This is a genomic window from Stenotrophomonas sp. CASM114, assembly GCF_049384325.1.
In the GTDB taxonomy this organism is placed as follows: domain Bacteria; phylum Pseudomonadota; class Gammaproteobacteria; order Xanthomonadales; family Xanthomonadaceae; genus Stenotrophomonas; species Stenotrophomonas muris.
Genome location: NZ_JBMRGJ010000013.1, coordinates 1 through 14176, shown reverse-complemented (window position 1 = coordinate 14176; position 14176 = coordinate 1). Strand labels below are relative to the sequence as shown.

The window sequence follows — 14176 nt, the reverse complement described above, 5'->3', positions numbered from 1 at the left end:
CGACATGCCACTGTAGAGCCGAGCCGATGCTCGGCTGCTCCTGATCACGACAAACAGCAGCCGGGCATCGGCTCGGCTCTACAGGATGCAATGCAGCGGGCCGGATATCCCGGCCCGCCACCGCCGTGCTCAGAACCGCAACGCCAGCGCGCGCGACTCGATCGGTGCCATCCGGCTCTGGTCCTGCAGCTGCAGGTCGCGCAGTTCGTACGGCGCACCGAAACCGGCCGGCAATGCGGCCTGGTCGAACGGCAGCACCAGCTGGCCTGCACCGGGGCCATCGAACCACGCCGCCGCATGTGCCTGCGCGACCGGCTTCAACTGGCCATCGCGGGCCGTGGCGTACAGCGTGCCGCGTGCTTCGTAGCGGCCAGCGGCGGCCACCTGCAGCGGCAGTGCCACCTGGCGGCTGGACGGATCCGGTGCCGCCTGGCCACTGAAGCGCGCGGTCGGCCGTGCCACCGCGAAAGCCACCTTGCCGTCGCGCGGCACGCCATCGGCCTGGGCAAACACCTGCAGTTCCCACAGCCCCTGCACGCTGCCGAGATCGGCGGGGATGCGCACCTGCGCGCGCAGGCTGCCGTCGGTGGTGCGCAGCAGGCGCTGCGGCCAGCTGCGGCCATCCGGTGCGACCAGCAGGGCTTCACCGCCCAGGCCGCCACGGCGCGATGCCAGCTGCGCGGTGGTGGCGCCGTCTTCCAGCAGGCGTGCCTGCAGCTGCACGTTGCCACCAGCCAGCACCTGCGCCTGGTTGGCCTGCACTTCCAGCCGCAGCGGGCTGTTCGGCTCAAGCACCTGCACCACATAGCGGCCCTGCGCCTGCGTGCTCTGCAGCGTGTACGCACCGGCCGAACTGGTCGCGCCGGTGCGCAGCATGCTGCTGCCATCACTCACCGGCATGCCGGCATCCTGCAGCGCGCGCGCATCGACACTGCGGGCCACGCTGCTGCGGCCGGCCGGGTCGCGCACCTGCAGGGTGTTGGCAGGCAGCGCGCGGGCACCTGCGGCCGGGCTCAGCTGGATCACCGCATCGGGCGCCGTCAGCGGCAGGTCCAGGCCGCGTTGCAGCTGCGTGCCATCGACCTGCTGCCAGTAGCTGCGGCTGAACGAGGCATACGGCGTGGCCGCCTGCAGCGGTTGTGCCGGGTCCAGCGCCCAGGCAAAGGACAGCGGCGCGTGCTCGCTTTCATCGGCGGGCAGCGGCGCGGCCACCAGTGCGGCAGGCACCTGATCGCCCGCGCGGGCGGCCTGCAGCGGCTGCGCGGCCTGCGCTGCGGAAAGGGACAGCACGGCCAGCAAAGCACTGGCCAGCAGGGTGGAATGGTTCGTCATGGTCATCTCCCTCACTGGTTCAGGTCGTTGCGCAGCAGGGTGCCGAGGCCGAAGCACTCGCGCCGGCTCTGGTTGTGGCTGAGTGGTTCGGCGCCCTGGGTGCGTGCCTTGTCGGTGAACCAGGTGGTGCCGGCAGCCTTCTGGCTGCTGCACTCCAGGAAGCCATCGGAGCAGGACGACAGCCAGTTCTGGGTGAACTCCAGGCCGACATTGGCGGCGTAGCCACCGCAGTAACTGTTGCTGTCCCACACCGCCGATTCCACATCGCTGCCGACCACCGCACGGAACGGTTTGGGCAGCGCCGGGCGACCGGCCGTGCCGTACAGGTTCTGCGCGTTGTAGGTGGCCATGCTCGCCACCTGCTGCTGGCGTACCGCGTCGTTCTTGTAGCCCAGCAGCCAGCCCAGCGACGTTTCGAAGGTATTGCCGTTGAGCACCGCATCGGCCAGCGGCGTGCCCGCCGAGGACGGAGCCAGTGCATTGACCTTGCGCACCGTGCGGATGATCTTCGGATAGCGGCTGTCGTAGGTCGGGTTGGACAGGATCCAGCGCATCACATTGCCGCCGTTGGAGTGGGTGATCACCACCAGCTGGGTGATGCCACGGCTGTCGATGAAGCCGGTCAGCTGGTTGGCCAGGCAACCGGCCGCTTCCGGTTTCCACATGTACTGGGTGAAGTCACAGTTGATGACGACGTAGTTGCTGCTGTTCGGCAGACCCTGGCGCACGGTGTCGATGATCGCCGGCTGCCAGTAGTCCTGGGTGGCATTGGTCTGCGCGCCGGTGCCATGCACGAAGGCCACGCCGACCACGTCGGCGGCCTGCGCCGGGGCGGTTGCCAGCCCGAGGAGCAGGGCCAGGACGGTACTTCCTGTTGCGGTGCTGCGCATCGCTTCTCTCCCTCTGTCAGTGGATCCCCCCGACCCGGCTGGAACTGGACGGCCTCTCGACCACCGTTGTGTCGATGCTCGCGGCGCAGGCGCGTGAAAGTCCGTGCGCTGCGCCCGGATTCAGGAGACTGACGACACTCGATGACGTTTTTCATACTGCCCCGATGACCATGCCGGGTCTGGCCGTATGACCGATGGCCACTGCGGTGTCGCATACGGGCTGCGATCATGACGCGATGTTTTTCCTCTGGAGCCGTCCATGTCGCTGATTTCCCACACCGCCCGCCCACTGCTCGGTCTCACCGTTGTCGCGGTCCTGGCTGGCTGCGCAGCCACCGCCAGCAAGCCGACCGCCGTCGAAGCCAACATCACCACCAAGGCGGTGGGCTATCTGGACACGAGCGCGGTTCCGGCCAGCCTGGACCTGGTGCCGGCACCACCGGCGGCCGGTTCGGCCGCCCTCGCCCTGGACGAACAGGTCAGCCGTGAAGCCCGCGCGCTGCGTGGCAGCCCGCGCTTCGCCCAGGCCGGCGTCGATGCGGAACTCGGCTTCCCCGAAGGCGCCAACCACTTCTCCTGCGCCGCCGACATCGACGTCGATGCAGTGAAGACCCCGGCGCTGTACCGACTGCTGGAGCGCAGCCGGATCGACGCCAGCGCCGCCACCAAGGCGGCCAAGAACCACTACCAGCGCCCGCGCCCGTTCATGGTCAACGGTGAGCCGACCTGCTCGCCGAAGGACGAGGACGGCCTGCGCAAGAACGGTTCCTATCCGTCCGGCCACACCTCGATCGGCTGGGCCTGGGCCCTGATCCTGTCGGAGATCGCGCCGGACCGCGCCGATGCCATCCAGGCCCGCGGCCGCAACTACGGCGAGAGCCGCCTGGTGTGCAACGTGCACTGGCAGAGCGACATCCTCGAAGGCCGCTTCATGGGCGCGGCCGCCGTGGCCCGCCTGCATGACAACGCTGCCTTCAACAAGGACCTGCTGGCCGCACGCAAGGAGATCGAGGCGGCGCGCAAGGCCGGTCGGCACTCCAGCCGCGACTGCGCCACCGAGAATGCGGTGCTGAAGGTGCGCCCGCAGAGCGCGCTGTAAGTGATGGTTCGGGGTCAGAGCCCTTCCCTGCGGAAAGGGATCTGACCCCGGCGCGGAATGCCGACCCCATCGGGGTCGGATCCCTTTCCGCAGGGAAGGGCTCTGACCCCGCACAGCAGAAGGGCCGGCATTGCGCCGGCCCTTCTGCATTGCATCAACGCAGCCACCGCATCAGAACTTCGCGGTGAACTCCACGCCCCAGGTACGCGGCTCGTTGAGGAAGCCGGTCAGGTTGTTGAAGTCGATCGCGCCGACCACGCGGGTCTGGTTGGTCAGGTTGCGACCGAACACCGCCACGTCGTACTGGCCGTAATCCCAGTTGTAGCCCAGGCGCAGGCCGCCTTCCAGCGAACTACGGCCGCGGAATTCCGGCGACTCGTAGATGAAGAAGTTCACCGCACTGCGGTAGGCCCAGTCGGTGTAGGCGTACAGCTCGCTGCCATCGCTGAGCGGGAAGCCCACGCGCAGGGTCGCGTTGTGGATCCACTTCGGCGCCTGCGGCAGCGGGTTGCCGTTCACCAGCGCATAGGTCTGGCCGTTGATCACCGTGGTCGGGTCGGTGATGGTGCAGCCACCGCCGCAGATCGCCACCGCCAGGTTCTTGTCCTTGATCTCGGTGTCGTTGTAGCTGCTGCCGAAGGTCAGCAGGACGTTGTCGGCCAGGTAGGCCTCCAGGTCCAGCTCGACGCCCTGGCCGATGGTCTTGTCGGCGTTGAGCAGGGTGGCGGTGTTGTTGCTGCCGCCCACCGCGATCAGCTGCTGGCCATCGACGTTGTAGCGGAACACGCTCAGGCCCAGGCGCGCGCGGCGCTCGAACAGGTCGGCCTTGATGCCGGCCTCGTACGAGATCACCTTCTCCGAATCGGCCTGCGACAGGCCCGGCGCGAAGGCCAGGCGGCCCTGGATCGACGGCGCGCGGAAGCCCTTGGCCACACGGGCATAGGCGTTGATGTCGTCGGTCAGCTTGTAGACGCCGCTGAGGTCCCAGCTGACGTCGTTGACGTCGGTGTTGGCCAGGTACGGGCCACTGACCGGGGTGCCGAACGGAACGGCCTGCAGCACGCTGGCGCTGAAGTCCTTCTTGTCCTGGGTGTAGCGCACGCCGGCACGCAGCTTGAAGCGGTCGGTGACATCGAAGTCACCCGAGGCGAACACCGCCCAGGCCTTGTTGCGCTGGTTCTGCACCACGTGGCCGGTCTGCGGATTGGCCGGGGCCAGCGAGTCGTAGTTGAAGTTGTTGATGGTCACGTCTTCATCGAAGTAGAAGACGCCGGCCTGCCAGTCGAAGCGGCCCCACTCGTTGGACTCGATGCGGACTTCCTGCGTCCACTGGCGGTGATGCGGCAGGCCGTCAGCCGACTCCGACGAGAACGGAATCAGGCCGGGGCCGTAGTTGCCGGCGCCAAGGAACGCCGCGCCGTAGCCACCGTCGATGTCACCGCGGTTGAGCGATTCGGCGGTTTCGTAGCCGGTGATCGAGTGCAGCGTCACCGAGCCGAGGTTCCACTGCAGGCGCGCGCTGCCACCCCAGGTCTTCAGGTCGGAGAAGTTGACGCCGTCGTTGGCCACCTTGTCGCGGTCGAAGTTCTCGACCAGCGAGTTGCCACCCTTCTCGATGATGTTGGCGCGGAACAGGCGGGCGGTGCCATTGAGCTTGCGCTTGTGCAGGTTGAACAGCGCTTCGAAGTCATCGCCTTCGTACAGGAACTGCACGCGGCCGGCGGCTTCGTCATAGCCTTCGAAGCCACTGTTGGGAGCGCCGACGCGGGTGTTGTCGACCCAGTCATCGCGGCGCTGGTAGATCGCCGAGACGCGTGCCGACCAGCGATCGGTCAGCGGGCCGCCGTAGGCGCCCTGTACGTTCCAGCTGTTGTAGCTGCCGTAGCCGACGCGGATGTAGCCATCGGCATCCTGCGACGGACGCGCCGAATCGAACTTGACCACGCCGGCCGGGGTGTTGCGGCCGAACAGCGTGCCCTGCGGACCACGCAGCACTTCCACGTTGGCCAGGTCGAACAGCGGGAAGCCCTTCAGCAGCGGGCTTTCCTGCACCACGTCGTCGTACACCAGCGAAACCGGCTGCGACGCATTGAGGTCGAAGTCGGTGTTGCCCAGGCCGCGGATGTAGAAGCGCGGGAAGGCACGGCCGTAGGACGACTCGATGTTGAGGCTGGGCACGCGTGCGGCCAGGAAACGGATGTCATCGCCGGCCGAACCGAGCACATCCAGCTTCTCGCCCTGGATCGCGGAGAGCGCGACCGGCACGTCCTTGGCGTTCTCGACACGGCGCTGCGCGGTCACCTGCAGGGCGTCGAGGGCAACCGGATCCTTGGCAGCGGGGGTTTCCTGGGCGGCTGCTACCAGCGGCAGCAGGGCGGAAAGAGCGGCAACGAGGGGGCGCGCGACCGGAAATCGGCCACGGGAAGTGCGGGTCGGGGACATGGCGGTAGGCTGTGTTTGGAGGGGTGGTAAAACGGCGCTACCAGATAATTGTTGCAATACAGCACCTACGCCGCAAATGCCCGCCGTTCATGGCCCCGTCGCCGGCACCCCCGGGCGCTCGCTAGACTCGGGGTTTCCACGCGACGGACCCGCCGCCATGACCCAGTGGTACTTCCATGCCTCCGCCCAGGCCGAGCGCATCGGCCCGCTTGATGACGGGGCCGCACGCCGCTACGCGCAGGCCAATCCACGCGCCCTGGCATGGTGCCAGGGCATGAGCGGGTGGACGCCGATCGCCGAGGTGGCCGAGCTGCAGGCTCCAGCCCCGGGCATGCCCAACACACCGCCGCCGGTCCCGGTCCCCGCCGGCGCCAGCGGCCGCGCCGACGACATCGAGTTCCGCATCGTCGGCCATGAAATGCAGTTCGTGGAGATCGAGCTCGACCCCGGCGAGAGCGCCATTGCCGAGGCCGGCGCCTTGATGTTCAAGGACGCCACGGTGCAGATGGACACGGTGTTTGGCGCTGCCAACGGTGACCAGGGCGGCTTCATGGGCAAGGTGATGGCCGCCGGCCGCCGTGTGCTGACCGGCGAGAGCCTGTTCGCCACCGTCTACACCCAGAGCGGGCATGGCAAGGGCAAGGTCGCCTTCGCCGCGCCCTACCCCGGCACGGTGCTGGCGATGAAACTGGACCAGCACGGCGGCCGCCTGATCTGCCAGAAGGACAGCTTCCTGGCCGGCGCGCGCGGCGTGCAGATCGGCGTGCAGTTCCAGCGCAGGATCATGACCGGCCTGTTCGGCGGCGAGGGCTTCATCATGCAGAAGCTGGAAGGCGACGGCTGGGTGTTCATCCACGCCGGTGGCTGCGTGATCGAGCGCGAGCTGGCCGCCGGCGAGCGCCTGGACGTGGATACCGGCTGCGTGGTGGCCTACCACTCCAGCGTGGACATGGACGTGCGCCGGGTGGCCGGCATCAAGAGCATGCTGTTCGGCGGCGAAGGCGTGTTCCTGGCCACGCTGACCGGCCCCGGCAAGGTCTGGCTTCAGTCGCTGCCGTTCTCGCGCCTGGCCGGCCGCATGTGGATGGCCGCACCGCAGGGCGGCGGCCAGAGCCGCGGCGAAGGCTCGGTGCTGGGCGGCCTGGGCCGGATGCTGGATGGTGACAACCGGTTCTGACCCACTCATTTGGTAGGTGCCAACCTTGGTTGGCACATTCCTTCAGCGCGCGACCAGGCATTTGTGCGGACCAAGGTCCGCACCCACCAGAAGCGATTCACGTTTTTTTTGCTGAATAGGGAGTTCCCCCCACCCTGCCCGCCCCGCCACGGCTTCGGTATGCTGGCGCCCTTTCCTGAATCCAGCGCCGCGAGCGCACTGCCGATGAGCCTGTTCCGCCCCCGCATGCTGCTGTCCGTCGCCCTGATCGGCCTGCTGGCCGGCTGCGGTGGCGACCCGGTCCGCCCCACGCCGCCGCCGGCACCGACCGTGGTGCCGCAGGCCAAGCCGATCAGGATCGGCATCGCCCTCGGTGGCGGCGCGGCCAAGGGCTTCGCGCACATCGGCGTGATCAAGATGCTGGAAGCCAACGGCTTCGAGCCGGCCGTGGTCTCCGGCACCAGCGCCGGCAGCGTGGTCGGTGCGCTGTACGCCAGCGGCATGGACGCCTTCCAGATGCAGAGCAAGGCAGTCGCGCTGGACGAAGCCAGCATCCGCGACGTACGCCTGTTCTCCGGTGGCCTGGTGCAGGGCCAGAAGCTGCAGGACTACGTCAACGAGCAGGTCGCCAACCGTCCCGCCGAGCGCCTGAAGAAACCGTTCGCCGCCGTTGCCACCCAGCTGGAAACGGGCGAGCGCGCGATCTTCGTGCGCGGCAACGTCGGCCAGGCGGTGCGCGCGTCGAGCAGCATCCCCGGTGTGTTCGAGCCGGTGAAGATCGGCGGCCGCAACTATATCGACGGCGGCGTGGTCAGCCCGGTGCCGGTGGACGCCGCGCGCCAGCTCGGCGCCGACTTCGTGATCGCCGTGGACATCTCCAGCAAGGCCAGCGGCAAGGCACCGACGGACATGCTGGGCATCGTCAACCAGTCCATCTCGATCATGGGCCAGCGCCTGGGCGAGCAGGAGCTGGCGCGCGCCGACATCGTCATCCGTCCGAAGGTACTGGACATCGGCGCCGCCGATTTCAGCCAGCGCGGCACCGCGATCCTGGAAGGCGAGAAGGCCGCAATGGCGGCCATGCCGCAGATCCGCGCGAAGATCCAGCAGTTGCAGCGCGCGCGCGCCGCCGCGGCGGCACCCGCGCCGGTGGCCGCACCAAAGTGCGAGGAAGCCTCGCGCCTGGGCAAGCTGATGGGTCGCAAGGACAAGTGCTGATCCATTGATGCCAGGCCACCGGGCACGCCTGGTGGCTGCTCAGGGCTCCAGCTGCGACAACGGCAACGCCTGGAAACCCTTCACCGTGCGCAGCACGAAGCTGGAATTGGCATCGGCCACGCCGCCGGCGTTGAGCAGCCGGTCCAGCAGGAAGTGCGAAAAGTGCTCCAGGTCGCGCACGTAGACGTGCAGCAGGTAGTCCATGTCGCCGGTCAGCGCATGGCAGGCCACCACTTCATCCCAGCCCTGCACGCTGTCCACGAAGTGGCCGATGGCGGCCTGGTCATGCTTTTCCAGTTGCACGCGCACGAAGGCCTGCAGGCCCAGGCGCAGCTGGCGCGGTTCCAGCCGCGCGCCATAGCCGACGATCACGCCCTCGCTTTCCAGCCGCTGCAGGCGGCGCAGGCAGGCCGAGGGCGAGAGGTTCACCCGTGTCGCCAGCTCGGCGTTGGTGGCGCGCCCATCCCGCTGGATTTCAGCCAGTAGACGTATATCCGTGCGATCGAACTGGACTTCTCCGGCCATTGTTGCCCCGCAACATGGTGAGTACGCAAGGATATTGCGCCAACAAGGCCAATCGACGCAACTTTTGCAACCCTGTTGCGCGCGCCCTGCCCTAGCATCGTGGGTATCCCGTCAAGGAGTGCCCCATGGACCTCGCCCAGCCCCGCCGCGTCGAACACCAGCAGACCGACAAGGGCTACGTGCCGGTGTATACCACCGCGCTCGTCGAGCAGCCGTGGGACACCTACAGCGCCGATGACCACGCCACCTGGAGCACGCTGTACCAGCGCCAGCGCGAACTGCTGGTCGGCCGCGCCTGCCAGGAGTTCCTGGACGCGCAGGACGAGATGGGCATGAGCGCACACATGATTCCGCGCTTCGACCAGCTCAACGAAGTACTGGGCGCCGCCACCGGCTGGACCCTGGTCGGCGTTGAAGGCCTGCTGCCGGAACTGGATTTCTTCGACCACCTGGCCAACCGCCGTTTCCCGGTGACCTGGTGGATCCGTCGCCCGGACCAGATCGACTACATCGCCGAACCGGACCTGTTCCACGACCTGTTTGGCCACGTGCCGCTGCTGATGAACCCGGTGTTCGCCGACTACATGGAGGCGTACGGCCGTGGCGGCGTCAAGGCCCACGCGATCGGCCCGGATGCACTGCAGAACCTGACCCGCCTGTACTGGTACACGGTGGAGTTCGGCCTGATCGATACGCCCGACGGCCTGCGCATCTACGGCGCCGGCATCGTGTCGTCGAAGGGCGAGTCGCTGTACTCGCTGGAATCGCCCGCGCCCAACCGCATCGGTTTCGACCTGCAGCGGATCATGCGCACCAAGTACCGCATCGACACCTTCCAGAAGACCTACTTCGTCATCGACAGCTTCGAACAGCTGATGCAGGCGACGTCGCCGGACTTCACCCCGATCTACGCGGCACTGGCCGACCAGGCGCATCTGCCGGCCGGCGAGGTGCAGGGCGATGACCGCGTGTTCCAGAAGGGCACGGGTGAAGGCTGGGCCGACGGCGGCGACGTGTAAGCGCGTAACGCACACCGCTTCGCAGTGGAAACGGCGCACCCTGGTGCGCCGTTTTCGTTGTTGCCTGCACCGTTCTGTCGCGACGGCGCAGGCGAGGGCAGGACACTCAGCCGTCCACGGCCCGGCAGGAACCGCGCACCATCAGCTGCGGATGCACGCTGGCCGCAGCCGGCGCCTCCGGTACGTCGGTCTGCACCAGCATCGCGGCAGCCATGCGGCCGATGTCGGAGACGTGGCGGCGTACCGACGTCAGCGGCGGCCACAGCCGCGACGCCAGCGGGCTGTCGTCGTAACTGACGATCGACAACTGCTGCGGCACCGCGATGCCCGCACGCAATGCCACCTGGTAGACGCCCGCGGCCATTTCGTCGTTGCCGGTGAAGATCGCACTGGGGCGTTGTCCGCCCATCAGCAGGCGTTCGGCGGCATGCACGCCGGACTCGAAGGTGTCGCCCGCTTCCAGCACGCGCTCGCCCGGCAGGGTCAGGCCGACCTGCGCCAGCCGTTCAAGGAAGCCGTGGGTCCGCTCGCGGGCAGCGCGCCGGTCACCGGGACCGGCAATCACCGCGATGTCGCGGTGGCCGAGCGAGAGCAGGTAGCCCGCTGCTGCTGCCGCGCCATCGCGATCGTGGGTGACCACCGCCTGCACGTCTTCTTCCGACGCATGCGCGTTGATCCGCACGTAGCGGCAGTCGATGTCGTCCAGCATCTGCGCGAGTGCAACCGATTCGGATGCACGCGGGCCGAGGATCACCCCATGCAGCTTCTGCTGCTGCACGAAGCGGCGCACGCCGTCCGCACAGTCCGGATCCTGGCTGTTGCACGGGTGCACCACCAGCTCATAGCCGGTGCCGCGCAGCGCTTCCAGCGCGCCGTGCTGCAGGTCGACAATGCATTGGGCGCCGGGGTCGTCGTACACCAGCCCGATCAGGAAGGAGCGGCGGAACGCGAGTCCGCGCGCCAGCGGGTCGGGCACATAACCGACCTCGCGCATCAACGCCTCGACCTTGTCGCGGGTGTCTTTGCGCACCAGCGGCGAGTTGTTGATGATTCTTGAAACCGTTTTCTTGGAAACTCCCGACAGTCGTGCGATGTCGTTGATCGTGGCAGCCTTGCCTTTCGATGCCGGCAACGCGGCATCGCTCATATTTCGCACTGACATGTATAGAACCAGGTAAGTCGGAGAATTCTAGCCTTGCACCCGTCGGATGCGAAGTTGCGGAACGTCGCAGCGGATCTGAATCGCGTCGTGTTCGACACGTTTTGCTGCGCGAGGTTCCCTTGTGATCGCTCTAGTGTCTCTGCATCTGAACCGTTCTTCTGCGCGTGTTCACCCTGAATGCGGACGCGACGCGCGCGAACGCCAACATTCCCTTAACCATGCTCCGCTACAGTCAGGTGCATGGACCTGCAGACCTCTCCGTTTCCGCCGTTCCGTGGCCGCGACCGGTTGATCGCTGCGGTCGACGCGGCGGTGACCGCCGGTGATGCCGGGCGCATCACCGCCGACCTGCAGCTGGCGCTGCAGGAAGCCATAACCGACAGCCGCATCGAATTGCCCGAATGCGTGCATCGGCCGGTCAGTGATCATTACGCGCGACGTCCGCTGTACCACAGCCGCGAACACGGCTACAGCGTGATCGCCATGAGCTGGGGCCCAGGGCAGGGCACGCCGCTGCACGACCACGATGCCATGTGGTGTGTGGAGGGAGTGTGGTTGGGCGAACTGGAGATCACCCGTTACGAGCTGCTGGAGCGCGCCGGCGAGCGCTGGCGTTTCCACCGCCACGCCACGCTGCGCGGAGGCTGCGGCAGCGCCGGCAGCCTGATCCCGCCGCACGAGTACCACACCCTGCGCAACGCCAGCGACGACGCATTGGCGATTTCTGTGCACGTGTACGAGTCGCAGATGGAACGCTCGGCGGTGTTCGACCCGCTCGGTGGCGACTGGTACCAGCGCCGCATCCAGGCACTGCAGGCCGACCCGGCCTGACCGGGGCAGGGCGGGGCGACGCTGCCAGCACCTTCGTGAGCCACGTGGCATCATGCGCCGCTGCGCTGCCGTACCCGGCGGCGATCCGCGATGCCCCGTCGGGCAAGGAGCAAGACCATGTCCAGCGCTGATCCGCGCCTGCGCGCGCTGTTGAAGCTGGCACCGGTGATCCCGGTGTACACCCCCGAAGATGTGAATGAAGCGGTCGACGTCGCCCAGGCACTGTTCCGCGGCGGCTTGCCGGTAATCGAGGTGACGCTGCGCACGCCGCAGGCGCTGGATGCGATCAAGGCGATGGTGGAGGCCGTGCCGGACGCGGTGATCGGTGCCGGCACCGTACTCGACGCCGCGCAGATGCAGGCAGCAAAGCAGGCCGGCGCGCGCTTCGCGGTGTCCCCCGGTGCCACGCCGGCGTTGTATGCGGCCGCGCGTGATGCCGACCTGCCGTACCTGCCCGGTGCCGCCACCGCCTCGGACCTGATCCTGGGCCTGGAGCATGGCCAGGACACCTTCAAGTTCTTCCCGGCGGTACAGGCCGGCGGCGCCGCGCTACTGGCCGCCTGGCACGGTCCGCTCGCCGATGTGCGCTTCTGCCCGACCGGCGGCATCAGTGCGCAGACCGCACCGCAGTTCCTGCACCTGCCCAACGTGCTGTGCGTGGGCGGTTCGTGGCTGACCACCCCGGCACTGCTGCAGACCCGCGACTGGGAGGCGATCGAACGCCTGGCCCGCGAGGCGTCCGTGCTGGCCAGCTGAACCTGCTCCGCGAATCTTCAAAGGTTTGATCGTGATCAAAGCGCCGGCCTCGTGCCGGCGTCATTCTGTGGGCAAGCGCACTACGGAGATCCGAACATGAATTCGACCATGAAGGCCGCTGTCGTGCGTGAGTTCGGCAAGCCACTGGTGATCGAGGAAGTCTCGGTACCACGCCCGGGGGCGGGCGAGGTACTGGTCAGGATCGAGGCCTGTGGCGTCTGCCACACCGACCTGCACGCCGCCGAGGGCGACTGGCCGGTGAAACCGAACCCGCCGTTCATCCCCGGCCACGAGGGCGTGGGGCACGTCGTGGCCGTGGGAGGCGGGGTAGGGCACGTCAAGGAAGGCGACAGGGTCGGCATCCCCTGGTTGTACTCGGCGTGTGGCCATTGCGAACACTGCCTGGGTGGCTGGGAAACGCTGTGCGAGACACAGCGCAATACCGGTTACTCGGTCAACGGCGGCTTCGCCGAGTACGCACTGGCCGATGCCAACTATGTCGGCCTGCTTCCGAAGGATGTGGGCTTCGTCGAGATCGCACCGGTGCTGTGCGCCGGCGTGACCGTCTACAAGGGCCTGAAGGTCACCGACACCAAGCCCGGCGACTGGGTGGCGATTTCCGGCATCGGTGGCCTGGGCCACATGGCGGTGCAGTACGCCCGTGCGATGGGCCTGAACGTGGCTGCGGTGGACGTGGACGACAACAAGCTGGCATTGGCCCGGCAGCTCGGCGCGCAGATCACCGTGAACGCGCGTACCACCGATCCGGCCGCCTTCCTCAGGAAGGAGATCGGCGGCGCGCACGGCGCCCTGGTCACGGCGGTCTCACCGAAGGCGTTCGAGCAGGCGCTGGGCATGGTCCGCCGTGGCGGCACCGTCTCGCTCAACGGCCTGCCGCCCGGCAATTTCCCGCTGGACATCTTCGGCATGGTGCTCAACGGCATCACCGTGCGCGGCTCGATCGTCGGCACCCGGCTGGACCTGCAGGAGTCGCTGCAGTTCGCCGCCGAAGGCAAGGTCGCGGCCACGGTCAGCACCGACCGCCTGGAGAACATCAACGACGTGTTCGCGCGCATGCACGCGGGCACCATTGAGGGCCGCGTGGTACTCGACTTCGCTGCCTGACCGCCCGTGCATGGCCGCCGTCGCTCCGTCCCCCTCTCCCACGGACACGGCGGCCATGCCGATTCATCGGTAGTGCCGGCCGCTGGCCGGCAAACCCCAGGCGGTTCGGTAGTGCCGGCCGCTGGCCGGCAACGCGGGCACTCTGTGGCCGCCGTACAATGCGCGCATGCCCGGCCTGCTCAAGACCCTGTTCCTGTCCATCGTCGCCCTGATCGGCGGCGTCCTGTCGCTTGCGCTGGTCAGCAGCGTCGCCAGCTGGCTGCCCCCGTTGCTGGGCCTGTCGCCGGACAACAACAGCGTGCAGCTGGGCTGGGACCTCACCTTCAGCGTTCTTGGTGGCATCGCGGGCGTTTCCTTTGCCACCTATTACGCCCCCTGCTGGCCGCGTTCGCATGGCTTCTCGATCTGGTCGCTGATCGCGCTGGGCTGTGGCTACGCGATGTGGACGGCCGGTGCGGATTTCCCGTTCTGGTTCGTCATTTCGCTGCTGACATCGCTGCCGCTGCAACTGCTGGCCGGTTGGTGGTTCGGCCGCCGCGCCTCGCGCGATCCGCGCTGAGCGCATGCAGGTAGTGCCGGCCGCTGGCCGGCAACCTCGGCCATCCTGCCGTTGCCGGCCAG

General features: G+C 67.7%; 13 protein-coding genes. 8 read left to right on the top strand and 5 right to left on the bottom strand.

Annotated features, from left to right (window positions below; all coding sequences use genetic code 11):
* Nucleotides 1-129 precede the first annotated feature (129 nt).
* Both VG566_RS13395 and VG566_RS13390 read right to left on the bottom strand, forming a co-directional pair.
* Nucleotides 130-1332: a DUF4785 domain-containing protein gene (locus VG566_RS13395; protein WP_423172687.1), complete on the bottom strand. Its 1203-nt coding sequence runs from the start codon at nt 1330-1332 to the stop codon at nt 130-132.
* 11 nt (nt 1333-1343) lie between these two features.
* Complete coding sequence (locus VG566_RS13390; protein WP_032962353.1) at nt 1344-2222, bottom strand: hypothetical protein; 879 nt, start codon at nt 2220-2222, stop codon at nt 1344-1346.
* A gap of 259 nt (nt 2223-2481) precedes the next feature.
* On the opposite strand from VG566_RS13390, the gene VG566_RS13385 reads away from it, so the two are divergent.
* Nucleotides 2482-3321: an acid phosphatase gene (locus VG566_RS13385; protein WP_049408886.1), complete on the top strand. Its 840-nt coding sequence runs from the start codon at nt 2482-2484 to the stop codon at nt 3319-3321.
* Nucleotides 3322-3492: 171 nt separating this feature from the next.
* Here the strand turns inward: VG566_RS13385 and VG566_RS13380 are convergent, their stop codons facing one another.
* Nucleotides 3493-5763, bottom strand: a complete 2271-nt coding sequence (locus tag VG566_RS13380; RefSeq protein ID WP_241884656.1) for a TonB-dependent receptor domain-containing protein — start codon at nt 5761-5763, stop codon at nt 3493-3495.
* A gap of 157 nt (nt 5764-5920) precedes the next feature.
* Here VG566_RS13380 and VG566_RS13375 point away from each other — a divergent pair, with 157 nt between their 5' ends.
* Nucleotides 5921-6940, top strand: coding sequence for a TIGR00266 family protein (locus VG566_RS13375; RefSeq protein WP_049442533.1), 1020 nt, complete (start codon nt 5921-5923; stop codon nt 6938-6940).
* Between the two features lie 204 nt (nt 6941-7144).
* Nucleotides 7145-8137 carry a patatin-like phospholipase family protein gene (locus VG566_RS13370; RefSeq protein ID WP_032958418.1) on the top strand — a complete coding sequence of 331 codons (993 nt, stop codon included), beginning with the start codon at nt 7145-7147 and terminating at the stop codon, nt 8135-8137.
* Nucleotides 8138-8176: 39 nt separating this feature from the next.
* On the opposite strand, the gene VG566_RS13365 is transcribed toward VG566_RS13370, so the two are convergent.
* A complete protein-coding gene (locus tag VG566_RS13365; protein WP_049446786.1) occupies nt 8177-8662 on the bottom strand; it encodes an Lrp/AsnC family transcriptional regulator in 486 nt (161 codons plus the stop codon).
* A 125-nt stretch (nt 8663-8787) separates the two neighbouring features.
* On the opposite strand from VG566_RS13365, the gene phhA reads away from it, so the two are divergent.
* Nucleotides 8788-9681: a phenylalanine 4-monooxygenase gene (gene phhA, locus VG566_RS13360; protein ID WP_032958411.1), complete on the top strand. Its 894-nt coding sequence runs from the start codon at nt 8788-8790 to the stop codon at nt 9679-9681.
* Nucleotides 9682-9787: 106 nt separating this feature from the next.
* Here phhA and VG566_RS13355 read toward each other — a convergent pair whose 3' ends face one another.
* Nucleotides 9788-10843, bottom strand: coding sequence for a LacI family DNA-binding transcriptional regulator (locus VG566_RS13355; protein ID WP_134967037.1), 1056 nt, complete (start codon nt 10841-10843; stop codon nt 9788-9790).
* Between the two features lie 240 nt (nt 10844-11083).
* On the opposite strand from VG566_RS13355, the gene VG566_RS13350 reads away from it, so the two are divergent.
* The 4 genes from VG566_RS13350 (at nt 11084) to VG566_RS13335 (ending at nt 14114) form a co-directional block, all read left to right on the top strand.
* Nucleotides 11084-11674, top strand: a complete 591-nt coding sequence (locus VG566_RS13350; RefSeq protein ID WP_014645425.1) for a cysteine dioxygenase family protein — start codon at nt 11084-11086, stop codon at nt 11672-11674.
* Between the two features lie 117 nt (nt 11675-11791).
* Nucleotides 11792-12430 carry a bifunctional 4-hydroxy-2-oxoglutarate aldolase/2-dehydro-3-deoxy-phosphogluconate aldolase gene (gene eda, locus VG566_RS13345; protein ID WP_241884657.1) on the top strand — a complete coding sequence of 213 codons (639 nt, stop codon included), beginning with the start codon at nt 11792-11794 and terminating at the stop codon, nt 12428-12430.
* A gap of 96 nt (nt 12431-12526) precedes the next feature.
* Complete coding sequence (gene adhP, locus VG566_RS13340; RefSeq protein ID WP_014645423.1) at nt 12527-13555, top strand: alcohol dehydrogenase AdhP; 1029 nt, start codon at nt 12527-12529, stop codon at nt 13553-13555.
* A 166-nt stretch (nt 13556-13721) separates the two neighbouring features.
* Entirely contained in the window at nt 13722-14114 is a 393-nt protein-coding gene (locus VG566_RS13335; RefSeq protein WP_049408881.1) for a hypothetical protein, read from the top strand.
* Nucleotides 14115-14176 lie beyond the last annotated feature (62 nt).

What these genes read in the sequence shown, in the direction of transcription:
- VG566_RS13395 (WP_423172687.1), bottom strand. Translation starts at nt 1,332, where the DNA reads ATGACGAACCATTCCACCCTGCTGGCCAGTGCTTTGCTGGCCGTGCTG.
- VG566_RS13390 (WP_032962353.1), bottom strand. Translation starts at nt 2,222, where the DNA reads ATGCGCAGCACCGCAACAGGAAGTACCGTCCTGGCCCTGCTCCTCGGG.
- VG566_RS13385 (WP_049408886.1), top strand. Translation starts at nt 2,482, where the DNA reads ATGTCGCTGATTTCCCACACCGCCCGCCCACTGCTCGGTCTCACCGTT.
- VG566_RS13380 (WP_241884656.1), bottom strand. Translation starts at nt 5,763, where the DNA reads ATGTCCCCGACCCGCACTTCCCGTGGCCGATTTCCGGTCGCGCGCCCC.
- VG566_RS13375 (WP_049442533.1), top strand. Translation starts at nt 5,921, where the DNA reads ATGACCCAGTGGTACTTCCATGCCTCCGCCCAGGCCGAGCGCATCGGC.
- VG566_RS13370 (WP_032958418.1), top strand. Translation starts at nt 7,145, where the DNA reads ATGAGCCTGTTCCGCCCCCGCATGCTGCTGTCCGTCGCCCTGATCGGC.
- VG566_RS13365 (WP_049446786.1), bottom strand. Translation starts at nt 8,662, where the DNA reads ATGGCCGGAGAAGTCCAGTTCGATCGCACGGATATACGTCTACTGGCT.
- phhA (WP_032958411.1), top strand. Translation starts at nt 8,788, where the DNA reads ATGGACCTCGCCCAGCCCCGCCGCGTCGAACACCAGCAGACCGACAAG.
- VG566_RS13355 (WP_134967037.1), bottom strand. Translation starts at nt 10,843, where the DNA reads ATGTCAGTGCGAAATATGAGCGATGCCGCGTTGCCGGCATCGAAAGGC.
- VG566_RS13350 (WP_014645425.1), top strand. Translation starts at nt 11,084, where the DNA reads ATGGACCTGCAGACCTCTCCGTTTCCGCCGTTCCGTGGCCGCGACCGG.
- eda (WP_241884657.1), top strand. Translation starts at nt 11,792, where the DNA reads ATGTCCAGCGCTGATCCGCGCCTGCGCGCGCTGTTGAAGCTGGCACCG.
- adhP (WP_014645423.1), top strand. Translation starts at nt 12,527, where the DNA reads ATGAATTCGACCATGAAGGCCGCTGTCGTGCGTGAGTTCGGCAAGCCA.
- VG566_RS13335 (WP_049408881.1), top strand. Translation starts at nt 13,722, where the DNA reads ATGCCCGGCCTGCTCAAGACCCTGTTCCTGTCCATCGTCGCCCTGATC.